Source organism: Microbispora sp. NPDC046973 (genome assembly GCF_040644495.1).
In the GTDB taxonomy this organism is placed as follows: domain Bacteria; phylum Actinomycetota; class Actinomycetes; order Streptosporangiales; family Streptosporangiaceae; genus Microbispora.
This window is the reverse complement of record NZ_JBEYWQ010000004.1, coordinates 94,490-116,635: the sequence shown is the minus strand read 5'-3', so window position 1 is coordinate 116,635 and position 22,146 is coordinate 94,490. Positions and strand designations below refer to the sequence as shown.

General features: G+C 72.6%; 22 protein-coding genes. 8 read left to right on the top strand and 14 right to left on the bottom strand.

Going from position 1 to position 22,146, the window contains the following annotated elements; genetic code table 11:
- Positions 1–2 precede the first annotated feature (2 nt).
- Positions 3–584 (top strand): GNAT family protein, encoded by a 582-nt coding sequence (locus ABZ860_RS10520; RefSeq protein ID WP_357217938.1) that lies wholly within the window; start codon positions 3–5, stop codon positions 582–584.
- An 84-nt stretch (positions 585–668) separates the two neighbouring features.
- On the top strand, positions 669–1,259 hold the full coding sequence (locus tag ABZ860_RS10515; protein WP_357217935.1) for a dihydrofolate reductase family protein: 591 nt from the start codon (positions 669–671) through the stop codon (positions 1,257–1,259).
- Positions 1,260–1,327: 68 nt separating this feature from the next.
- On the opposite strand, the gene ABZ860_RS10510 is transcribed toward ABZ860_RS10515, so the two are convergent.
- The gene (locus tag ABZ860_RS10510; protein ID WP_357217932.1) at positions 1,328–1,912 is read right to left on the bottom strand and encodes a TetR/AcrR family transcriptional regulator; all 585 of its coding nucleotides are present in this window, start codon (positions 1,910–1,912) and stop codon (positions 1,328–1,330) included.
- Between the two features lie 68 nt (positions 1,913–1,980).
- Here ABZ860_RS10510 and ABZ860_RS10505 point away from each other — a divergent pair, with 68 nt between their 5' ends.
- The gene (locus ABZ860_RS10505) at positions 1,981–3,120 is read left to right on the top strand and encodes an FAD-dependent monooxygenase (RefSeq protein ID WP_357217930.1); all 1,140 of its coding nucleotides are present in this window, start codon (positions 1,981–1,983) and stop codon (positions 3,118–3,120) included.
- 65 nt (positions 3,121–3,185) lie between these two features.
- On the opposite strand, the gene ABZ860_RS10500 is transcribed toward ABZ860_RS10505, so the two are convergent.
- The 3 genes from ABZ860_RS10500 to ABZ860_RS10490 all read right to left on the bottom strand — a co-directional run bounded on the left by ABZ860_RS10500 (position 3,186) and on the right by ABZ860_RS10490 (position 5,702).
- Positions 3,186–4,073: a DMT family transporter gene (locus ABZ860_RS10500; protein WP_357217928.1), complete on the bottom strand. Its 888-nt coding sequence runs from the start codon at positions 4,071–4,073 to the stop codon at positions 3,186–3,188.
- A 147-nt stretch (positions 4,074–4,220) separates the two neighbouring features.
- Positions 4,221–5,177, bottom strand: coding sequence for a hypothetical protein (locus ABZ860_RS10495; RefSeq protein WP_357217925.1), 957 nt, complete (start codon positions 5,175–5,177; stop codon positions 4,221–4,223).
- Between the two features lie 168 nt (positions 5,178–5,345).
- On the bottom strand, positions 5,346–5,702 hold the full coding sequence (locus ABZ860_RS10490; protein ID WP_357217922.1) for a VOC family protein: 357 nt from the start codon (positions 5,700–5,702) through the stop codon (positions 5,346–5,348).
- A 128-nt stretch (positions 5,703–5,830) separates the two neighbouring features.
- Here ABZ860_RS10490 and secA2 point away from each other — a divergent pair, with 128 nt between their 5' ends.
- Positions 5,831–8,098 (top strand): accessory Sec system translocase SecA2, encoded by a 2,268-nt coding sequence (secA2, locus tag ABZ860_RS10485; RefSeq protein ID WP_357217919.1) that lies wholly within the window; start codon positions 5,831–5,833, stop codon positions 8,096–8,098.
- Between the two features lie 25 nt (positions 8,099–8,123).
- Here secA2 and ABZ860_RS10480 read toward each other — a convergent pair whose 3' ends face one another.
- The 8 genes from ABZ860_RS10480 to ABZ860_RS10445 form a co-directional block, all read right to left on the bottom strand.
- Positions 8,124–9,227, bottom strand: a complete 1,104-nt coding sequence (locus tag ABZ860_RS10480) for a hypothetical protein (protein ID WP_357217916.1) — start codon at positions 9,225–9,227, stop codon at positions 8,124–8,126.
- 222 nt (positions 9,228–9,449) lie between these two features.
- Positions 9,450–11,006 carry a cellulase family glycosylhydrolase gene (locus tag ABZ860_RS10475; protein WP_357217913.1) on the bottom strand — a complete coding sequence of 519 codons (1,557 nt, stop codon included), beginning with the start codon at positions 11,004–11,006 and terminating at the stop codon, positions 9,450–9,452.
- A 172-nt stretch (positions 11,007–11,178) separates the two neighbouring features.
- Positions 11,179–11,790, bottom strand: coding sequence for a YHS domain protein (locus tag ABZ860_RS10470; protein ID WP_357217910.1), 612 nt, complete (start codon positions 11,788–11,790; stop codon positions 11,179–11,181).
- A gap of 175 nt (positions 11,791–11,965) precedes the next feature.
- Complete coding sequence (locus tag ABZ860_RS10465; protein WP_357217907.1) at positions 11,966–13,291, bottom strand: lanthionine synthetase LanC family protein; 1,326 nt, start codon at positions 13,289–13,291, stop codon at positions 11,966–11,968.
- A gap of 81 nt (positions 13,292–13,372) precedes the next feature.
- A complete protein-coding gene (locus tag ABZ860_RS10460) occupies positions 13,373–15,094 on the bottom strand; it encodes a SulP family inorganic anion transporter (protein ID WP_357217904.1) in 1,722 nt (573 codons plus the stop codon).
- Entirely contained in the window at positions 15,091–15,426 is a 336-nt protein-coding gene (locus ABZ860_RS10455) for a metalloregulator ArsR/SmtB family transcription factor (RefSeq protein ID WP_357218774.1), read from the bottom strand. The genes ABZ860_RS10460 and ABZ860_RS10455 overlap by 4 nt, the downstream gene beginning before the upstream one ends.
- Before the next feature lie 5 nt (positions 15,427–15,431).
- Entirely contained in the window at positions 15,432–15,611 is a 180-nt protein-coding gene (locus ABZ860_RS10450; RefSeq protein WP_357217901.1) for a hypothetical protein, read from the bottom strand.
- Positions 15,612–15,711: 100 nt separating this feature from the next.
- On the bottom strand, positions 15,712–16,119 hold the full coding sequence (locus ABZ860_RS10445; protein WP_357217899.1) for a VOC family protein: 408 nt from the start codon (positions 16,117–16,119) through the stop codon (positions 15,712–15,714).
- A 173-nt stretch (positions 16,120–16,292) separates the two neighbouring features.
- Here ABZ860_RS10445 and ABZ860_RS10440 point away from each other — a divergent pair, with 173 nt between their 5' ends.
- Both ABZ860_RS10440 and ABZ860_RS10435 read left to right on the top strand, forming a co-directional pair.
- Positions 16,293–16,721 carry a pyridoxamine 5'-phosphate oxidase family protein gene (locus ABZ860_RS10440; protein ID WP_183540268.1) on the top strand — a complete coding sequence of 143 codons (429 nt, stop codon included), beginning with the start codon at positions 16,293–16,295 and terminating at the stop codon, positions 16,719–16,721.
- Entirely contained in the window at positions 16,721–17,725 is a 1,005-nt protein-coding gene (locus tag ABZ860_RS10435; RefSeq protein WP_357218771.1) for a zinc-binding alcohol dehydrogenase family protein, read from the top strand. The genes ABZ860_RS10440 and ABZ860_RS10435 overlap by 1 nt, the downstream gene beginning before the upstream one ends.
- Here the strand turns inward: ABZ860_RS10435 and ABZ860_RS10430 are convergent.
- Together ABZ860_RS10430 and ABZ860_RS10425 are read right to left on the bottom strand one after the other, a co-directional pair.
- Positions 17,712–18,191 (bottom strand): CBS domain-containing protein, encoded by a 480-nt coding sequence (locus ABZ860_RS10430; protein WP_357217897.1) that lies wholly within the window; start codon positions 18,189–18,191, stop codon positions 17,712–17,714. The genes ABZ860_RS10435 and ABZ860_RS10430 overlap by 14 nt on opposite strands.
- Entirely contained in the window at positions 18,188–18,886 is a 699-nt protein-coding gene (locus ABZ860_RS10425) for a CBS domain-containing protein (protein ID WP_357217894.1), read from the bottom strand. Before ABZ860_RS10425 ends, ABZ860_RS10430 begins: the two co-directional genes overlap by 4 nt.
- Positions 18,887–19,015: 129 nt before the next feature.
- Between ABZ860_RS10425 and ABZ860_RS10420 the strand changes: the two genes are divergently transcribed.
- Both ABZ860_RS10420 and ABZ860_RS10415 read left to right on the top strand, forming a co-directional pair.
- The gene (locus tag ABZ860_RS10420) at positions 19,016–20,674 is read left to right on the top strand and encodes an FAD-dependent oxidoreductase (protein ID WP_357217891.1); all 1,659 of its coding nucleotides are present in this window, start codon (positions 19,016–19,018) and stop codon (positions 20,672–20,674) included.
- On the top strand, positions 20,671–22,119 hold the full coding sequence (locus ABZ860_RS10415) for an ATP-binding protein (protein WP_357217888.1): 1,449 nt from the start codon (positions 20,671–20,673) through the stop codon (positions 22,117–22,119). The genes ABZ860_RS10420 and ABZ860_RS10415 overlap by 4 nt, the downstream gene beginning before the upstream one ends.
- Positions 22,120–22,146: the final 27 nt, after the last annotated feature.

Sequence of the window (22,146 nt, the reverse complement as noted above, 5' to 3'; positions counted from 1 at the left end):
GCATGACCGCGAAGATGCCCGCGCCGGCCGTGCTCGACGGCCGCGTCGTACGCCTTGAGCCGCTCACCCCCGGCCACGTGCCCGACCTGTTTCTCGCAGCGCAGGACGAGGAGGTCTGGCGGCACCGGTCGGAACCCGTGCCGCAGGCCGAGGAGGACATGCGCCACCTGGTGGGCACACTGCTCGCCGACCCGCGCACCACCCAGTTCGCGGTGGTCTTCAAGGAGAGCGGCCGGGCGATCGGCTCGACCGGCTACTGGGACGTCGGCGGCTTCGACGAGAGCGTGGAGATCGGCTCCACCTGGTATGGCAGGGCCTACTGGCGCACCGCCGTCAACACCGAGTGCAAGGTCCTGCTGCTCGACCACGCCTTCGCTCTGGGGTTCGTCCGCGTGGTGCTGAAGACCGACATCCGCAACCTGCGGTCGCAGGCGGCCATCGAGCGCATCGGCGGCGTGCGTGAGGGCGTGCTCCGGCGGCAGTACCGCCGCCAGGACGGCACCTGGCGGGACAGCCCTCTTTATTCGATCCTCGACGACGAGTGGCCGGCCCACCGCGCCCGCCTGCTGGCCGCCCGGCAGTAGTAGCACCCCGGCGCCTGTCGATCCGGGGGCCTGTCGTTCGTGTAGGGGGTGAGACCGAACGGACGACCGTGGAGGAGACACGACATGGGCCAGGTCATCGCGATCGAACACCTGACGCTTGACGGTGTGATGCAGGCGCCCGGAAACCCCGAGGAGGACCCGCGCGAAGGCTTCCGGCACGGCGGCTGGGCGAACCGGAGCCAGGACCCGGCCATGCAGGAGGTCATGGGCCGCCACATGTCGAGCGCGTGGTCCCTGCTGGCCGGCCGGACGACCTACGAGCAGTTCGCGGGCTACTGGCCCAAGCAGCCGCCGAACCCGTTCAGCGAGGCTCTCGGCCGCGCCCGCAAGTACGTGGCGTCCACCACCCTGGCCGAACCCCTCGCCTGGGAGAACTCCGTGCTCCTCAGAGGTGACGCCGCTGACGCGGTGAGCCGCCTGAAGGAGGAGCTGCGGGAGAACCTGGTGGTGTTCGGCAGCGGGGTCCTGGTCCGGTCGCTGCTGTCGCGCGGCCTCGTCGACACACTGGTTCTTCTGGTCCACCCGCTTGTGCTCGGCTCCGGCCGCCGGCTGTTCCCGGGCTCGGGCTCGGACCTGTCGGCCTTCCGGCTGGTCGAGTCTGCGGCGACCGAGACCGGAGTGGTCATCACCGTGTACCGGCCCGCTGGACGGTGACTTCGGGCATCCACGCGATCACCCCGGGACGAGCGGCGACCTGACGCCCCTACGAGGCTGCGGTGGGCTCACCTTCCCGAGGCGATGCGGAGCAGCTCGCGGAAGGCGGCGTCGAGCTCTTCGAGGGCCGGCACGCCCCCCGCCCCGACGACCGCGTCGAACAGCAGCCCTTCGACGTAGGCGACCATCTGCCGGCCGTGCCGCACCGGATCGGGCGAGCCGGCGGCGGCCAGCACCGCGACGGCCTGCTCCCGGAACCGGCGCCCCACCTCGTCGTATATCTTGCGCAGTTCGGGGCGCCGGCTCGCCTCCAGCGCCAGCTCGTATCGCGCGATCGTGGTCTCCCGGTGCACGGTGATCGCCGCGTGCGTCGTCCGCGCCAGGAGATCCGCCAGCCGGGCCACCTCGCCCGCGCCCTCGGGCATCCCGCCGCCGGGCGCCGTCGCGGCGGTGAACACGGCCTCCTCGCGCTCGGCGAGCCGGGCCAGCGTGAGCTCCAGCAGCGCCGCCCGCGTGCGCGCGTGGTTCGAGGTGGAGCCCGGCGGCAGCCCCGCGGCCTCGTCCACGGCTCGGTGGGTGAGGCCGCGCATCCCCCGCTCGGCCAGGATCGCGATGGCCGCGTCCGCCACGACGACCGCACGCTGACTGCTCACCCGCTCATCGTAGAGGCGGACTACAGGTGTAGTACGCTCACTACAGATGTAGTGACGAGGAGGCGGGCATGGCGCACGCGGTGGTGATCGGGGCGGGCATCGGCGGGCTGACGGCGGCCCTCGCCCTGGCGCGCAAGGACTGGGCGGTGACGGTCCTGGAACAGGCGGCCTCGATCGAGCCGGTGGGCGCCGGGCTCGCGGTCGCGCCCAACGCGCTCCGGGCGCTCGACGTGATCGGGGTCGGGGACGAGGTCAGGAAGCTCGCCGCCATTCAGGGCCAGAGCGGCATCCGGGTGCCGGACGGCCGATGGCTGGCGCGGACCACCGCCGAGGACGCCGCCGCCCGCTATGGCGACCCCATCGTGCTGCTCACCCGCGCGGCGCTGGTCGGCATCCTCGCCGGACGCCTGCCGCAGGGCGCCCTGCGGGTGGACACGCGGGTCGAGTCCGTCGACCCCGCGACCGGCCGCGTCACCGTGTCGGGGACGGCGGAGACGATCGAGGCCGACCTCGTCGTGGCGGCCGACGGGATCCGGTCGCGGACCCGCTCGACTCTGTTCCCCGGGCATCCCGCACCGGTCTACGCCGGCGTGACGAGCTGGCGGGCGATCGTGCCGCTGCCCGGCGTGACCGGCGCATCGGAGACCTGGGGACCAGGGGTGGTCTTCGGGGTCATGCCGCTGGCGGGCGGTCAGGTGTACTGCTACGCCACCGCGGCGGTCCCGGCCGGCCTGCGTACGGCGGACGAGAGGGACGAACTGCTCCGGTTGTTCGGCCGCTGGCACGACCCGATCCCGGCGCTGCTGGCCGCCGCCGGCCCCGCGGCCGTGCTCCGTCACGACATCCACTGCCTCGACACCCCGCTGCCCGCCTTCCACGCGGGACGGGTCGCGCTGCTGGGCGACGCGGCCCACCCCATGACACCCAACCTCGGGCAGGGAGCCTGCCAGGCCATGGAGGACGCCGTCGTGCTCGCCGAGCGCGTCTCACCCGACGGTGATCATGCTGCGGGGCTGGCCGTCTACAGCAGGGAGCGGACAGCGCGGACGGCGCCGATCGTGCGGCGGTCGCGGGCGATCGGCCGGCTCACGCGGTGGCGCAACCCGCTGGCCGTGGCCCTGCGCGACGGCGCGATGCGCGCTGCGGGCCGGTTCGGGCCCGGCGTCGCGTTGCGGCAGGGCGACCAGATCTTCGCCTGGTCGCCCTGACCCGCCGAGAGGACCTGAGCCGCCGTGGAGACCTGAGCCGCCGAGGAGATGGGCGGCCGCGCAGGTCAGGCCGCCTCGGACGCGACCACCGGGTCGCCGATCCTGTCCGGCCCGGCCGGTACGGCGGCGGGCTTGGAATGGTCGGGGGCGAGGCGGCCGAGCGTGATCGTCCCGGCGATCAGCAGGCCGGCCGCGAGCAAGGCGGGGATCACCTTGTCCACCTCGGTGGGCAGCGACTCGCCCAGCAGCACCGCCCCGGCGGTGACCGAGGTGATGGGGTCGACGACCTGGACCCCGGCGTAGGCGATGCCGAAGTAGCCCACGGCGTACGACTTCTGCAGCAGCACCACGGCGCAGACCAGCAGCACCGGGATGGCGAGGGTGAACCAGTGGAGCAGGTGGCCGAGGTCTCCTTCGAGCCCGCCGCCGACGACCCGGACGAACGTGGACACGGTCGCGGTGACCGCTCCGGCGCCGACCGCCATCAGCAGCGCCTTAGCCGGGCCCCTCAGCCGGCGGGCGGCGGTGAACGTGACGGCGACCACCAGGGCGACGCAGCCGATCAGCTCCAGGGCGTGCGCGTCCGACAGGACGGGAGTCACGTTGTGCGCCGGGACCAGCAGCATCAGGCCGAGCAGGCCGACCGCCACCGCGATCGACCCGGCGATCTCGGCCCGGCGCGGGCGTCTGCCGTGCAGCGTCGCGGCGAGCGGCACCGCGAACACGAGGGTCGCCACACTCACGGGCTGGACGACGACCAGCGGAGCCAGGCTGAGCGCCACCGCGTGCAGGGACGCCCCGGTGAAACCGATGACCCCGCCGATCCACCAGCGGGGCCTTCTGACCAGAGCGAGGGTCGCCCCCTCGCTCACCGCTTCGAACTGCTGCAGCGCCGCGCCCAGGGCGTATCCCAGCGCGCCGACGAGGGCGATGACCACTCCCATCCAGGTCATGCGCGCCCGCCGGTGTGTCGAGAAATCACCACGCAAGCTTAGTGGGACTCGGCACGCGCCACGGGAGCCCGCGACACAAGTGGGGCCTTACGGGCAGATCCCGGGATCCGCGCGCGGCACGGATCCCGGGAACGAGCGGTGTGCGGCTCAGTCGACGCCGCTGGACAGGGCGATGTCGATGACCCCGGTGTTCTCGGTCACCCAGGTGGCGGACAGGCCGCCCTCCTTCACCAGAGCCTCGCCGGTGACCTTGAGCACGCCGATCCGCTTGCCGGCGAGGGCGAGTTCGAGGACGTTCAGGTTCTCGGTCACCCAGGACGCCGACAGACCCCCCTCCTTCACGAACGCCGCCCCTCCGCCCCGGACGACCCCGATGCGGTCGCCGGCCAGGACGAGCTGCTTCACGGCCGTGTTCTCGGTCACCCAGGTGGCCGACAGCCCGCCCTCCTTGACCAGCGCGACGCCGTCCGCCCGGACCACGCCGATGCGGTCGCCGGCCAGCGCGAGCTGCTTGGCGCTGTCGTGTTCCAGCACCCAGTTGGCGGACAGGCCCCCCTCCTTGACCCAGGCCCTGCCGTCGGCCGTCAGCACCCCGATGCGGTCACCGGACAAAGCGAGCTGCTTGACCCTGCCGTCGTGCTCCAGGACCCAGGTGGCCGACAGGCCCCCCTCCTTGACCCAGGCCCTGCCGTCGGCCGTCAGCACCCCGATGCGGTCACCCGACAGAGCGAGCTGCTTGACGCCGCCGTCGTGCTCCAGGACCCAGTTGGCGGACAGGCCCCCCTCCTTGACCCAGGCCCTGCCGTCCCCGGTGAGGACGCCGATGCGGTCACCCGCGAGCGCGATCTGGATGACCCCGTCGTGTTCCAGCACCCAGCTCGCCGACAGCCCGCCCTCCTTCACCAGGGCGTCGCCGCCGACCTTGAGCACGCCGATCCGGGGCGGAGCGACGGCGGCCTGCCCGGTCCCCCGCGTCTGCGACTGTGCGCTCGACTGTGCATTCGCCGAGGCCGTGCCCAGTCCGGCCGGCAGCAGGCCTGCCGCGCAGGCGAGTCCCGCTCCGAGGAGAACCAGGCCGGGACGGGTCGCCGATCGAGTCGTCATGAGTGCCTCCGCGTCGCATCGGGCGGGCCCCCTGCCCGCCGGAATCGATCACGGAGAGACTAGATCCGATCACGCGATGTAATCACGCTTCTTGCATCGTCAGGAGAGTCAGCCACACTGTGCCCACTTCAGGACCACTGGGCCCGCTTCAGGAGCACCGCGCCTGCTTCAGGATCTCTCCGGACACACACAGAAAAGGTGGCCCTCCGGGTCGGCGAGCACCACCCAGTCGCCCGGCTGGAACGCGGGCTTGGTCGCGCCGAGCGCGATGTACTCCTCCACCGCCTTGGCCACGTCGGGCACCCGGAAGTCGAGGTGGAACTGCTTGTCGGGGCCGGGCCAGGAGGGGGCCTTCCGGTCGGGCACGCGCTGGAAGTAGATGCTCGTCGTGCCGTCGCCGATCCCCGCGTACTCCTCCTCGGCGTACTGCACGGGGAAACCGGTGATCTGGGAGTAGAACTCGGCGAGCTTCTTCGGCTCGGCGCAGTCGATGGTCACGGCGACGAGCTTCGCGGTCGTTGTCATGGCGCCCATCCTGTCGCGTATACCTGTCAGGGAGTGTCAGGTAGCCGGGCCGCGGAAATCGGCACCGATAGTGGGACCATGAACCGGGCATGTGGAACCAGTCCGGCAAGCGAGTCGTTGGAGCGGATGTGGCACGGGTAGGCGAATGGATCAGGCGGTTCCTGGACAAACCAGGAAGCGTCGATCTGGCCCCCTTCCAGCGGATCGTGGCCGAGGCGGGCGAGCTGGAGGGCGAGGTCACCCGGCGCGCCGATCTGCGCCCCGCGGCCGTCGATCCCGGCTGGGTCGGCTCCGCCGACTTCTGCGCGGTGATGCGGGAGGCCGCCCGCCGGGCGCTCGGCCAGCGGCCGTACGACGTGCAGCTCGTGGGCATGCTCGCCATGCTGGACGGCCACGTCGTGCAGATGGCCACCGGCGAGGGCAAGACGCTCGTCGGCGCGCTGACGGCGGCCGGGTTCGCGTTGCGCGGCGTCCGGGTCCACGCGGTCTCGGTCAACGACTACCTCGCCCGCCGCGACGCCGAGTGGATGGGCCCGCTGTACGAGACGCTCGGCCTCACGGCCGGGTGGATCGCCGAGACCTCCACCTCCGAGGAGCGCCGGGCGGCGTACGGCTGCGACGTCACGTACGGAGCCGTCAGCGAGCTGGGGTTCGACGTGCTGCGCGACCGCCTGTGCACGGATCCGGCCGAAATGGTCGTGCCCGCCCCCGAGGTGGCGCTGGTGGACGAGGCCGACTCGGTCCTGGTGGACGAGGCCCGCGTGCCGCTGGTGCTGGCCGGCGCGGCCGACCCCGGCACGGCGCTGCCCGAGATGGCGGCCCTCGTGCGGCGGCTGTCGCGCGGCTACCACTACACGATCGACGAGGAGGGGCGCAGCGTCTTCCTCACCCCCAAGGGCACCGACACGGTCGAGAAGGCCCTCGGGATCGACCTCTACGAGCACCCCGGCGTGGTGACGCAGGTCAACCTCGCCCTGCACGCCCACGCGCTGCTGACCAGGGACGTCGACTACATCGTCAGGGACGGCCGGGTCCATCTGATCAACACCTCGCGCGGCCGGGTCGCCGTGCTGCAGCGCTGGCCGGACGGGCTGCAGGCGGCCGTGGAGGCCAAGGAGCACCTGCCGGCGTCGGAGACGGGCGAGATCCTCGACTCGCTCACCGTGCAGAGCCTCATCCGCCGCTATCCGCGGGTGTGCGGCATGACCGGCACCGCGATCGCCGTGGCCGAGCAGCTGCGGGAGTTCTACGACCTCAGGGTCGCGGTCATCCCGCCCAACAGGCCGTGCGTACGGGTGGACGAGCCCGACCGGATCTTCGCGACGCTGGAGGACAAGGAGCGGGCGCTGCTGGAGGAGATCGAGACCCGGCACGCGACCGGACAGCCGATCCTCGTCGGCACGCTCGACGTCGCCGAGTCCGAGCGCCTGGCCGGCGCCCTGGAGTCCAGGGGGCTGAGCGCGGCCGTGCTCAACGCGAAGAACGACGCCGAGGAGGCGCAGATCATCGCGAAGGCGGGCCGGCGCGGCGCGATCACGGTCTCCACGCAGATGGCCGGGCGCGGCACCGACATCCGGCTCGGCGCGGGCGACCCGGACGAGGAGCAGGAGGTCGCCGCGCTCGGCGGGCTCTACGTCATCGGCACCGGCAGGCACGAGAGCAGCAGGCTGGACGACCAGCTGCGGGGCCGCGCCGGACGGCAGGGCGACCCCGGCGGCTCGGTGTTCTTCGTCAGCGGCGAGGACACGATCCTCACCGCGTACGCGCCGGACCAGTCGCTGCCCGCGGCCGGCCGCGACGGCGTCGTGCGGGACGCGAACGCCGCCGAGCTGGTGGCGCACGCCCAGCGCGTGGCGGAGGGCGTCAACCTGGAGATCCACCGCAACACCTGGCGCTACACGCGGCTGCAGGAGCGCCAGCGGGCCGAGGTGCTGGAGCAGCGCGACCGCGTCCTGCACGGCGACACCGGGGCGCGGGCCCTGGAACAGTCCTGCCCCGAGCGCTACCGCGAGCTGTGCGAGACGGCGGGCGAGGAGGCCGTCGAGGAGGCCGCGCGGCAGATCGTGCTGTACCACCTCGACCGCTGCTGGACCGAGCACCTCGGCTTCCTCGCCGACCTCCGCGAGGGCATCCACCTGCGGGCCCTCGGACGGCTGAACCCGCTCGACGAGTTCAACCGCGAGGCCGTTCCGGCCTACCGGGCGATGCTCGACGAGGTCGAGCGGCGTTCCAAGGAGACCTTCGAGAAGGCCGACGTCACCCGGGACCTCGCGGAGCAGGGCCTCAAGCGGCCCACGGCCACCTGGACCTACCTGGTGCAGGACAACCCGTTCGGCTCGGAGTGGGACCGCGTGCTCAAGCGCGTGGCCGGAGCGCTCAAGCGCCGCAAACGGTAGAGAACCGCGGGCCGCCGCACAGCTGTCACTTGCGGTGACGGCCCGGATCGTGCGGGGTGGTGTGGGCGGAACGGCTCAGCGCGGCCTTGGCGCCCACGGCGACGAGCGCGCACACCACGATCGCGACCGAGAAGGCGGGAACGGCCGCCTCTTCCAGCTGCCCGTCCACGGCCGACGCGGGAGTGAAGGCCGGGGAGACCGTCACCTCGCCGGCCCTCGCCCCCTTCACGGTCTGCGTGGCGGCCTTGGCGGTGGTCGCCTCTGCGGTCTTCGGAGCGGTCTTCTGCGTGGTCTTCCCGGCCGCGTCCGCGGGGGCGTTCGCGTCTGTCACTCGGGGAAGCGGGAGCATCTCCGCCGCGGCCGCCCCGGCCTGCGTGTCCGGCGCGGCGGGCGCCGCGGACGGGGAGGTCACAGACGGGGCCACGGGGGCCGGGCTCTCCTTGGCCCCGGGAGTGGACGCGGGAGCGGAGTCCTGCGGCGCGGCGGGAGAGGCGGAGGGCGTGGGAGCCGCGGTCGGGCAGGGCGGCGGCGGCTTCGGGTGGTCCTTGACCCCGTAGGCGCCGGTGGAGAACGGCTTGGGCGCGCCCGTCTTGCCGAGGCCCTTGCCCCACTGGGTGATCACGTACTTCACGGGGATGTGGCCGAGCCCGCCCGCGTCCTCGACGGTGAGCGAGTCGGTGTCCCAGGTGCCGCCGGTCAGGTCGGCGAACGTCTTGCCGTCGAGGTCGAGCATGACCCCGCTGCTGGAGGGAACGCCGGGGCCGCGGTCGCCGACGAAGAACTCGGCCTTCTTCCCCTCGTAGACCACGTAGCCCTTGGTGCCCATCGGCCAGCTCGGGCTGGCGGCCAGGCCCTTCTGCATCGGCTCGCCCGACGCGGGGGCGCCGGTGTCGCCGTTGACGCCCGACCCGTCGTCCCAGAAGTACGACGCGGTCGTCTTGCCGGTGTACAGGACGGTCTGCCCTTCGGCGGTCGGGCAGCCGACCTCGGGAATGGCGGGCGCGGTGGCCGCGTTGGCGCCGTCGGTGGGGGTGTGCTGGGGGCCCGCCGGGGCGGGGCGGGCGGGGGCGTCCTGCCGGTGCGCGGGCACGGCGGTCGTCTGGTGCGTCTCGCCCTTCGCCGGGCTCATCTGCTCCCGGAGGGCGTGGGGGTCCGCGTAGCTGGAAATGGGGGATCTCCTGACTGGTCACGGTTGGGTAACCGGACACTAAGCCAAGAAGACCCCAAATCTCGACATCTCGGGCGAAAGTTTTACTTTCTGGACGAACCTCCCATGAAGTGGCAAAGTCAGATGTGACGCGCCCCCCTTCCCGGGGGGCTGGAGGGAAGGAGGGCACGCCACGTATCGGGATCAGGACGACAGCAGGCGAGCCCGGAGCCCGGCCCCGAAGGCGGTCGCGGTGCCGTTGTAGTCGCTGATCAGGGACGGGCCGGTGGAGCAGTCCCAGGTGTTCCAGGTCCAGCCGAGGTAGGACAGGCCCTTGGTGTCGAACCAGTTCATGACCTGGTCGATGAACCCGTGCGAGCAGGTGTTCTCACCGATCTCCCCGGCCACCAGCGGGACCTGGGCGGCCACCGGCGCGAGCTGGCCGTCCCAGCACGAGGTGCTGACGCAGGAGTTGAAGTTGTACACGTGCCACGCGGCGACCAGGTTGCCGCGCGAGTCCGTGGGCTTGTACTGCAGCCACTGCGACAGGTCGTTGGAGTAGGCCAGGCCGCCGAGCATGATGATGTTGGTCGCGCCGGTGGCCCGCACCGCGTTCACCAACGACTGGAAGCCCGCTACCTGGTAAGGGATGCCGGAGCAGGTGCCGCCGTCGCGCCAGCAGGCCCACCCGGAGGCGGCGCTGCCGGTCGCGCGCTCCGGATAGGGCTCGTTGAACAGGTCGAACACGACCTCGTCGCGGCCCTTGAACGCGTTCGCCACCCCCGTCCAGAACTGCGGGGCGTACTGCGCGTCCGGCATCGGCTTCTGGCAGGAGGCGTGCACGTCGGAGCAGCCCGAGGAGTTGCCGGTGTACTGACCGTAGTTCCAGTGCATCTCGACGATCGGCGTGATGCCCTTGGCGACCAGCCGGTCGACGTACGCCTTGACCTCGTTCTGGTAGGCGGCGCCGCCGTAGGAGGACTGGATGTTGCTCAGGCCGAGCCAGCACTCCTCGTTCAGCGGGACGCGGACCGCCCGGACGTTCCACGTCTTCATCGCGTCGATGGCCGCGTTGTCGACCGGGCCGTCCCAGATGCCGCGGCCCTGGACGCACATGAACTCGCCGCCGGACCGGTTGACCCCCAGCAGCCGGTACGGCGTGCCGGTCGCGGCGTTCACGATCTTGTTGCCCGACACCTTCAGCTTCGGCGCCGCCCCAGTGGAGGGGCTGGGCGACATCGAGGGCGACGGGCTCGGCGACGGGCTCGGCGAGGGACTCGGCGACGGACGGGGAGAGGGAGAGGACGAGGGCGAGGCCGACGGGGACGGCGACGGCGACGGCGACGGCGACTGCGGAGTGCCGTTGCAGGCGACGCCGTTCAGTCTGAAGTCGGTCGGCACCGGGTTGCTCCCCGACCAGGTCCCGTTGAAGCCGATGCTCGTCGAGCCGCCGGTGGACAGGGACGTGTTCCAGTCCAGGGCGGTCGCGGTCACGGTGCTGCCCGACTGGCTCCAGGTGGCCGACCACCCCTGGGTGACCTTCTGACCGCTGTCGGGGAACGTGAACGTGAGCGTCCAGCCGTTGAGGGCGTCGCCCAGGTTCTGGATGCTCAGGTTGGCGGACATGCCGCCCTGCCACTGGCCGGCCGTGTAGGTGACCTTGCACGCCACGGCGGCCTGGGCCGACGGCGTGTTGCCCAGAGCGAGTCCGCCCGCGGCGATCAGCCCCAGTGCGGTGAGGATCGCGCCTCTCCGTCGCATGCTCCGTCCTTCCATAGAAGACCGGAGCGAAGCGTCGTGAACTAGACCGGTTCAGTCAAAGGCGCCGCCCGCGGCCCTCCACCGAGCTGGGCATACGTGCCGCGAACAGGTGAAATTTTCAGCCGGGATCCGGCCCGGCGCGCCGCCTCCGGGCGTCGGCCGCCGGCCGCCGTCAGGGCGCCCCGGCAGCGCTCGACTCTCTGACGAAGTGCCCGCGGCAATGGGTGCAGCAGAAGCCGTGGGTCTGCCCGTCGCGCTCCAGGATCACCGCCTCTTCCAGCGGCACGGTGGCGCCGCAGACCGGGTCGACGACCATGCCGTCCGGCACGTGCGCGGCCGTTCCGGTCTTGGCCTCCTCGATCAGGGCGAGGAAGTCCGAGGAACGCCGCACCCGCCCCGCCAGGCCGTAGCCGCCCTCCGGAAGACTGATGACGTTCACCACGGCACGCGGCTCGGGGCGCCCCTCCGCCTCCGCGAGTTCGGCGGTGATCCGGGAGATGAGGTGTTCGCTCATCTCCTTGCCCCACAGTCCGACGATGACGTTCACCACGTACCAGGGGTCCTGCGAGCCGTCGAGCAGGTTCCCGCCCGCGATCCAGACCTCCTCCTCACGGACCACCACGTGGGAGAGCGAGTCGAACAGATCCATGACACCGGGGTCCGCGGCGGGCGTCGTGCCGTCCCCGGCCGACAGCAGACGCCGCGCCGTGAGCCGCCCGGCGAGCACTCGGAGCTCCCACCCGTCGAACACGCCTTTGGGCACCAACAGCTCGACAAACAACATCGTCGCTCCGTCCTTCCCGAAAAGGGTCGATCGGTGGCGATCTTGCCGCGGCGAATCCTCACTGTCGTCGCCCCGGGGAGGAGTCTCCCGACTACCGCGCCGGACGCAGTGGGCGGGCGCGCTACGCCGTACGGAGTAGTCCGCTCCAACTCGTCCGGCACCTACGAGCGCGCGGCTACGCCTGCTCGCCGCGAAGGACGGCGGCGGGGATCGGGATGGCCGGGAACGGGTTGTCCGGCAGGAGGATCAACCGGCGCGGCGTGCCACCGCGCTCGGCGGCGTCCAAGTGCAGCAGGGCCGTCCCGATGCCCGCCGCTCCCACCATGTATCCCGTGTCGGCCGTGACCTCTCCGGGCCGCAGCCGCCGATATGCCTGGTACCAGCGGAAGCCGGCCTCGTCGCCCGCGGTCGCGCGCCCGATCAGGTCGATCGCAAGCGTGCGTGCGAAGTCGAGGTACGGCTCGCGCCCCGTGGCCGCGTACAGGCCCACGAAGCACTCGATCAGCCCGGCCGTGCCGCAGCACAGGCAGGCCACGTCCCAGTGACCCGAGGGACGGGACGCGGGCACCCCGCTCTGCACGATCCCGTGCGCGAGCCGTTCCACCCAGTCGAGATCGCCCGGGTCGCCGGTGACCCGATGCAGCTCGTGGAACATGCGGGCCACCCCGGCGGACCCCGAGCAGAAGCCGAGGTAGTGGAGCCGGCGCCCCTGCGGGAGATGATGCGGCACGAGCGCGCATCTGTCGGTGACCACGCTGACCGTGCGGACGAAGTCGGCGCCCCTGCGGGCCGCCGCCAGGAACCGCTCGTCGCGGGTCACGCCGTACAGGCGGGCGAGCAGGAACGCCGTGCCCGCCGTGCCGGACAGGAAACCCGGGGTGACGGCGTCCACAGGCAGGTCGGGGGCGGTGTCGTCGCCGAAGCGGTGCCCGGGGACGGCGCGTCCGGCGATGCGCTCCCCCGCCTCGATCGCCACCTCCTCGTACGCCGGGACGCCGAGGATGCCGGCCGCGTGCAGCAGCGCGAGCACGATCCCCCCGTCACCGCGCTGCGCCGGGTCACCGGTCCAGCCGATGCCGTCGCCGAACGGGCGGGCGTCGCGGACGAGGCGGTCGGCGGCGGCGCGGGCCGCCCCGAAGATCTCCTCGTCCCCCGTCGCCCACCCCGTCTCCGCCATCGCGAAGACCAGACCGGCGAGCCCGTGGTAGAAGGTCGGGTCGCGCTGCTCGGGCCAGGTGACGGCGAGCCTGCGGGCTCCCGCGAGCGCGTCCTCCAGGTACGCCTCGTGCCCGGTGGCGGCGGCGAGTTCGAGGAAGAACAGCACGACGCCGGCCGCACCGGCGTAGAGGGACGAGACGTCGCCGGCCCCGGCCGACCGCCCCCGGGGATCGGGGTTGGCCCGCCATCGCCGTCCGAGGTCGTCGTCGACCGCCGCCGACCGCACCCAGCGCGCGGCCGCGACGGCGGCGGTGGCAGGTGTCTCGCGGGGCCAGGCGCTCATCACCCCAGTCTCCCACAAAGCTGGTAGGAAATTAAGGCTATTGTTCTTCCACTGGGAAGCCTACGGGGAGTCTCCCGCCGATCACACCGTCGGCGCGGAAACGTCCGGGTGGCCTGTCGCGAGGACCGGGGTCGGCGGCGGTACGGGCGGGAGTCCGAGCAGCGTCCTGGCGTGGGCGATCGCGGCCGGCGTGTCCGGGAAGACGAGCCCGTCGCGGCGCAGGTGGGCGGCCACCCCGAGCCCGCCGAGGACCTCGTCGTGGCCCGGCCGGATGCCCGACAGCAGCACGGTGATCCCCTTTCCTTCGAGCCGCGTGATCACGTCGCCGAGGACGCCCGCGCCCGTGGCGTCGATCGTGGACACGCGCGACATGCGCAAGATGACCACCCGCACGTCGGCGACCTCCGACAGCTCCAGCAGGAAGCGGTGGGCGGCGCCGAAGAACAGCGGGCCGTCGAACCGGTAGGCCACGATGTGCTCGGCCAGCAGGCGCCGTTCCTCGTCGCCGTGGTCGCCGGTCTCCAGCGGGACCTGCTCGATCTGCGCGCTGCGCGCGACGGCCCGCAGGGCGAGCACGATCGCGACGCCGACACCGACCGCGACGGCGGTGACGAGGTCGAAGACGACGGTGATGGCGAAGGTGAGGACCATCACCGCGGCGTCGCCCCGGGTGGAGCGGGCGATGGCGCGCAGCGACCCGACCTCGACCATGCGGACCGTCGTGGCCAGCAGCACCCCGGCCAGCGCGGCCAGCGGGATGCGCCCGACGAGGCCGCCCGCGCTGAACACGATGACGGCGAGCACGACGGCGTGGGTGAGCGCGGCCAGGCGCGAGCGGGCGCCCGAGCGGACGTTGACCGCCGTACGGGCGATCGCGGCGGTGGCGGGGATGCCGCCGAAGAGCGGGGAGACGACGTTCGCCAGGCCCTGCCCGAACAGCTCGCGGTCGGGGTCGTGCCGCTCCCCCACGCTCATGGCGTCGGCGACCGAGGCGCACAGCAGGCTCTCCAGCGCCCCGAGGGCGGCCACGGCGAGGGCCGCGGGGAGCAGCGAGGTGACGGCGCCCGGATCGAGGAAGCCCGTCGACGGCGCGGGCAGCCCGGCCGGCAGGGTTCCGATGCGGGCGACGTCCAGCCCGGCGAGTTCGGCCACGACCGTTGCGGCCACGACCGTGAGGAAGGAGAACGGCACGGCGGGCCGCCACCGCGACCCCAGCAGCATGACCCCGGCGACCGCGAGCGCCATCGCGATCGGCGCCGGACGGGGGTCGCGTGCGAACTTCGCCAGCGCGTCGCCGGCCGCCTGCCACACCCGCTCCCCCTCGCCGGTCACGCCGAGCGCCGCGGGCACCTGCTGGAGCGCGATGACGACGGCGATGCCCGCCGTGAAGCCCTCGATGACGGGGGTCGGCATGTAGCGGGCGAACCTGCCGACCCGGGCCAGCGCGAGGACGACGAGCACGATCCCGGCGAGCAGGCCGACCGCGAGCACCCCGCCCGGGCCGTGGCTGTGCACGATCGGCACGAGGACCACGGTCATGGCCCCCGTGGGCCCCGACACCTGGAGGTTGCTGCCGCCGAAGACGGCGGCGATCGCGCCCGCGACGACGGCGGTCGCCAGGCCGGCCTGCGCGCCCAGCCCGGAGCCGACCCCGAACGCCAGCGCGAGCGGCAGGGCCACCACGGCGACCGTGAGCCCGGCGATCAGGTCGCGGCCCGGACTGCGGCGGGCCGGTCGCCAGTCGGCGGGCGAGGGCAGCAGCCCCGCGACCCGGCCGTACAGCCGCCTGGCCGTGCCGGTCACTCGGCCGCCTCCGCCCGGAGCTCGGCGAGCAGCTCTCCCTGACCGGTGATCATGTCAGTGAGGATCCGCCGGGCCGCCGCGAGCAGGTCCACCACGTCGGGAGTGGCCAGCGAGTAGACCACCGTGCCGCCCTCCCTGACCGCGCCGACCAGGCCGGTACGCCGCAGCACGGCGAGCTGCTGGGACAGGTTCGACGGCTCCACCTCGATCTCGTTGAGTAACTCGCGGACCGGGCGGGGGCCGTCCCGCAGGAGTTCGAGCACGCGGATGCGCACCGGATGACCCAGGGTGCGGAAGAAGTCCGCCTTGGCCTGGTAGAGCGGGACGGGCATCGGGCTCACTCCGCCTCTCCCGCCGCCTCCGGGCTGATCCCGTGGTCGGCGGCCAGGCGGTTCAGGTTGTCGAGACGGCCCGAGGCGATCTGGACGCCGTGCTCGTCGCCGCTCTCCCGTGCCCGCCGCAGTTCCTCGCGCGCCTCGGCGAGCCTGGCGCGCAGCTCCGCCGTGAACTCGTGCATGTGGTCCTCTCCTCCGTCGGCGGAGCCAGCATATTCGCGATATGAAGAATTCTTCAATTCAACAGCACCGCAGCCGCTTGCGCCGCGGCCGGAGACGGGCTCAGGCGGGGCGCGGTGTGAAGGAGCGGTGGTCGCGCCGGAGCGGATGGCCCTCGGGGATCTCGACCAGCACGATCGGCAGGCCGTCGGGGTCCTCGATCCACATCTCCACCAGCCCCCACGGCTCCAGCCGGGGCGGGCGGGACACCCGTACCCCGGCCTCCACCAGCCGGTCGTGCTCCCTTTGGACGTCGCGCACCTGCAACCAGATCGCCGCGCCCTCCTGTTCGGCGCCGGAGGCGCGCGGGGAGACCTCGAGGAGCCCCTGCCCCAGGAAGAACACCACCCCGGGGTCCTCGGCCGGCCCGAACTCCCGGTTGACGGCCAGGCCCAGGAGGTCCCGGTAGAAGCGGCGGCTCGCGGTCCGGTCGGCCGATCGCAGGAGTATGCGGCTGCTCAGCACTTCCATGTGACCGTGGTGCCCATCCGGGGCATGCGGTTAAAGGATGGATTACGGCAAGCGGCGGCCAAGGCTTCCCGGGCCCTTCGTCCCTCCGTCGAATGACGGACGTCGGTGCCGCCGGAGGGACGCGGACGGCAGGCTGGTCGCCGGCGCCCGTTGAGATCATTGTGGAGGTCCAGATGACTGAAGACACCGCTCCCGCCGGCATGCCGCGGCTGGACAAGCTCGACCGCGAAGAGTGCCTGCGCCTGATCTCTCCGGGCGGCGTGGGCAGGGTCGCCTTCAACAACCCGACCGGGCCCGTGATCCTGCCGGTCAACTACACGATCGAGCAGGGCGCCGTCTTGTTCCGCACCGCTCTCGGCGGCCCGATGGACGCCGACCTGCGCACGGGGATCGAGGGGGCCGACTTCATGGTGGCCTTCGAGGTGGACCACATCGACGAGAGCACCCGGGAGGGCTGGAGCGTGCTCGTCCGCGGCGGGGCCCACCACATCACCGGCGACGTGAACAAGAACGCCGTGGAGTCGTGGGCGGGCGGCGACCGTCCGCTCTACATCCGGATCTCGCCCAACGAGGTCAGCGGCCGCCGCATCCAGCACGCGTGATGGACGCCTGGGTCGTGGCCCGGCCGGGGCCCGTCGCGACGCGGCCGCTGGAGCGGGCCGTGCTGCCGGACCCCGTGCCCGGGCCCGGAGAGCTGCTGGTCCGCGTCGAGGCCTGCGCGGTCTGCCGCACCGACCTGCACCTCGCCGAGGGCGATCTCCCCCCGAGACGCCCCCGTACGGTTCCCGGGCACGAGGTCGTGGGACGGGTGGCGGGGCTCGGCCCGGACACTGCGGGGCCGCCGGTCGGCGCCCGCGTGGGGGTGGCGTGGCTGCGCTCGACCTGCGGCCGGTGCCGCTACTGCCTGCGCGGCGCGGAGAACCTGTGCCCCGCGTCCACCTACACGGGCTGGGACGACGACGGCGGCTACGCGGAACTGCTGACCGCCCCCGCGGCGTACGTCTACCCGCTGCCCGAGGACACCCCGGCGGAGACGCTCGCCCCGCTGCTGTGCGCGGGGATCATCGGATACCGCGCGCTGGTCCGCGCCGACCTGCCTCCGGGCGGGCGGCTCGGCATCTACGGGTTCGGCGCCTCGGCCCATCTGACCGCCCAGATCGCGATCGCCGAGGGCGCGACCGTGCACGTGATGACGAGGTCGGCGGCGGCCGGGGAGCTGGCGCTCCGGCTGGGCGCGGCCTCCGCTGCGGGCAGCGCCGACCCGCCGCCCGAACCCCTGGACGCGGCCATCCTGTTCGCCCCGGCCGGCGACCTGGTGCCGGTCGCGCTGGCCGCGCTCGACCGGGGCGGCACGCTCGCGGTGGCGGGGATCCACCTCACCGACATCCCGGTCCTGAACTACCAGCGCCACCTGTTCCAGGAGCGGACGCTGCGCAGCGTCACGGCCAACACCCGCGACGACGGGCGCGAGTTCCTGCGGCTGGCGGCCCTCCACCACCCGCGGGTCACGACGACCCCCTACCCCTTCGCCGCCGCCGACCAGGCCCTGGCCGACCTGGCCGCCGACCGCGTCGAGGGGGCCGCCGTCCTGCTCATGGACAGGTGACGGGCGGCACCGGCTCCAGGCGGAACAGGCCGCCCTTCACGTCTGTGGGGTCGCCGGCCGGACGCGCCGTCCTGCCGGCCAGCGCCATCAGCACGTCGGTGGTGGTGACCAGGCCCCGCAGGACGTCGTCCGGCCCGAGCACGGGGACCGCGCCGCGGTCGGCGTCGACCATCAGCGCGGCGACCTCGGACAGCGGCGCGTCCGGGGCGACCCGCGGACAGCGCCGCCCCTGCACGAGCGTGCGCACCGCCGTCATGGACTGCTCGGCGGGGCCGCCCGACCAGTGCGCGGCGACGTCCTCCCGCCCGAGCACGCCGACGAGCCGGCAGCAGGCGTCCACGACCGGGAGATGGTGGACGCCGGCCCGCCACATGAGCTCCCAGGCCATCAGCGGTGACTCCTCCGGCTCCACCGTGACGAGCGTCCGGGTCATCACCTCGGACGCGGTCATGGTCTCGACGCTCATCGATCCTTCCCGCCTTCCGCCGGGCCGGCCCGCCGGGGCGCGCCCGCGGGGACGACCCGGTCCACGTCGTCGGTCTCGTACGTGATGGAGGAGTCGACGTCCACCACGCCGTCCACCTGCCAGACCTCCTCTACCAGGGCGCAGAGCTGGGAACGCCGCTCCACGCCGCCGTCGAGGTGGACGATCCCGTCCTCGACCCGTACGGCGCAGTCCCGGGAGTAGCGCGACACCACCTCGATGACGTCGTCGCGGAGTTCCTCTGCAGGCCGGCAGAACGCTCTGATCAGGTCGGACTGTTTGACCAGCCCGGTGATGCGGCCGGTCTGCCCGTCCACGACCGGCAGCTCCTTGATCCTGTTGCGGTGCATCAGACAGGCGGCCCGCCGCAGCGGGACGTCCTCGGTGACCGTGATCGCGGGGCTGCTCATGATCTGGGCGGCCGTGCGGCCCCTCGCCTTCCTGCGCTCCCTGCGGCGGGACGGCCCCTCGATGATCAGGTCGCCGGGCCGCCTGTCGAGGTCCTTGAGCAGCAGGTCGTCGTCGCTCACCATCCCGATCACGCGCCGGTCGCCGTCCACGACCGGGACGGCCCCGACGTGGAACCGGCACATCGCGGTGACCACGTCGGCGAACGAGGCCGTCGCCTCGACGGCGACGACGAACCTGTTCATGACGTCGCGGACGGTCATCGGCATGGCGCCCTCCTTCGTCTCCCCCAGCCTTCGCCAGGAACGACGGCGGGGCGACCGGCGAACGTCCCCCTACCGTGGGACCTATGTCCCGGGGGTGCCGTTCAGCGAAGTTCCGCCAGTACCGTGTGAGATGTGCAGAATGCCGCGATCCTCACCGTCGATGACGACCCTTCCGTCTCCCGGGCTGTGGCTCGTGACGTACGCCGCCGATACGGCGACCGCTACCGGGTGATCCGGGCCGAGTCCGGACCCAGCGCGCTCGACGCGCTGCGCGAGATCAAGCTGCGCGGCGAGCAGGTCGCCGTCATCCTGGCCGACTACCGGATGCCCCAGATGAACGGCATCGAGTTCCTCGAGGCGGCCATGGACGTCTTCCCGCTGGCGCGCAGGGTGCTGCTGACCGCCTACGCGGACACCGACGCGGCCATCAGCGCGATCAATATCGTCGATCTCGACCACTACCTGCTCAAGCCGTGGAACCCGCCGGAGGAGAAGCTCTACCCGGTGCTGGACGCGCTGCTGGAGGCATGGCTCGCCACCCCCGCCGTGACCATGCCGGAGACCAAGGTCGTGGGTCACCGCTGGTCGGCGCACTCGTTCACGGTGCGCGACTTCCTCGCCCGCAACCTCGTGCCGTACCGCTGGCTGCGGGCCGACGAGGCCGAGGGCATGCGCCTGCTGGCCGCCGCCGGGATGAGCGAGGCGGACGTGCCGGTGGTGATCACCACGGACGGCAAGGCCCTGGCGCGGCCCTCGGAGGCCGATCTCGCCGCGCACGTCGGCATGGCCACCACACCGGCTCGGGACGTCTACGACCTCGCCGTGATCGGCGCGGGCCCGGCCGGCCTCGGCGCCGCGGTGTACGGCGCGTCCGAGGGGCTGCGCACCCTGCTCGTGGAGCAGCGGGCCACCGGCGGCCAGGCCGGGCAGAGCAGCCGGATCGAGAACTACCTGGGTTTCCCCGACGGTGTCTCCGGCGCCCAGCTCACCGACCGCGCCCGCAGGCAGGCGCTGAAGTTCAACACCGAACTGCTGACCACCCGGGAGGTCGTCGGCCTCGAACGGAGCGGTTCGGCCACCCTGCTGAGCTTCGGCGACGGCAGCGCCGTGACGGCGCACACGGTCGTGCTGGCGACCGGCGTGTCCTATCGGCTCCTGGACGCGCCCGGCCTGGCCGACCTGACCGGCCGGGGCGTGTTCTACGGCGCCGCCGCCACCGAGGCCCCGAGCTGCGCCGGGGAAGAGGTCTACATCGTCGGCGGGGCGAACTCGGCCGGCCAGGCGGCGGTGTACTTCTCCCGATACGCCCGCAAGGTGCACATCCTCATCCGAGGTGAGGACCTCACCCGGTCGATGTCGCGGTATTTGATCGATCAGATCGAGGCCATTCCGTCGATCGAGGTCCATCCGCGCACGCAGGTGGTCGGCGGCGAGGGGTACGACCACCTGGAGCGGCTGATCCTGTGCGACGGGCGGACCGGCCGGACGACCACCGTGCCGGCGTCGTGGCTGTTCGTCTTCATCGGGGCGGAACCGCGCACCGACTGGCTGGGCGACGTGGTCGCCCGCGACGCGGGCGGCTACGTGCTGACCGGTTCCGACCTGCTCGCGGACGGCCGCCGACCGGCCGGGTGGGCACTGTCCAGGGACCCCTATCACCTGGAGTCGAGCATGCCCGGCGTCTTCGCGGCGGGCGACGTGCGGGCCGGATCGGTCAAGCGCGTCGCCTCGGCCGTGGGCGAGGGCGCCATGGCGGTCTCGCTCGTCCACCGTTATCTGGAGGCTCCATGACCGACCACCCGAGCGAGCCGACGCTGTCGCCTGACGAGTTGCGCACGCTGTTCCTGTTCGAGGCGCTGGACGACGCGCAGCTCGCCCGGTTGTCGGAGGCGGGCCGGGTGGAGCGGCGGCTCGCCGGGACCCGCGTCTACCAGGAGGGCGAGCCCGCCACCTGCTTCTTCGTGCTGCTGAGCGGCACCGTCGCGATGAGCAGGCGGGTGCAGGGCGACGAGGTCGAGGTGAGCCGCACCGGCCAGCGCGGCGTGTACGGCGGTTCCACCCAGGCGTACATCACGGGAGACTTCGCCCAGCTCTACCTGAACACGCTGACCGCGATCACCGACGCCGAGTTCTTCGTACTGCCCGCCGAGGTGATCGGGGCCTGCGTACGCGAGTGGTTCCCGATGGCGATGCACCTGCTCGAGGGGCTGTTCCTCGGCATGCGCGCCACGCAGACGATCGTCGGCGAACGGGAACGGCTGCTCGCGCTCGGCTCGCTGTCGGCCGGCCTGACGCACGAGCTGAACAACCCGGCGGCCGCGGCCGTACGGGCGACGTCGGCGCTGCGCGAGCGGGTGGCGGGCATGCGGCACAAGCTCGCCATGATCGCCGACGGGCGGCTGGACGGCAGCCAGCTGCACGACCTGGTGGAGCTCCAGGAGGACGCGGTCAAGCGGTCGGCCTCCGCCCCCGACCTCACGCCGCTCGCGCGCTCCGACGCCGAGGACGCGGTCGCCGACTGGCTGGACGACCACGACATCGTCGGCGGCTGGGACCTGGCGGCGACGCTGGTGGCCGGCGGCCTCGACGCGGCCTGGCTCGACCAGATCGCCGGAGCGGTGGGCGAGGAGAACCTGGAGGCCGCGGTCCGGTGGCTCACCTACACGGTGGACACCGAGCTGCTGATGTGCGAGATCGACGACGCGGTCAACCGGATCTCCGGCCTGGTCGCCGCCGCCAAGCAGTACTCCCAGCTCGACCGCGCCCCCTACCAGGTCGTCGATGTGCACGACCTGCTCGACGCCACGCTGACCATGCTGCACGGCAAGATCCCCGAGGGCGTCCGCACGGTCAAGGAGTACGACCGGTCGCTGCCGCTCATCCCCGCGTACGCGGCCGAGCTGAACCAGGTGTGGACCAACCTCATCGACAACGCGCTCGGCGCGATGGACGGCACGGGCACGCTGACCTTGCGCACCCGGCGCAAGGACGGCCACCTGATCGTCGAGGTCGGCGACACCGGCCCCGGCATCCCGCCCGAGGTCCGGCCCCGCATCTTCGAGCCGTTCTTCACCACCAAGCCCGTCGGCGAGGGCACCGGCCTGGGCCTGGACATCTCCTATCGGATCGTGGTCAACAAGCACCACGGGGACATCAGAGTGGACACGCGTCCCGGGGACACCCGGTTCCGGGTCTACCTGCCGGTGGACCAGGCGGCCCCGGAGCCCGTTCGATAGGGCCGCCCGTGCGGCCGGGCCGTACAG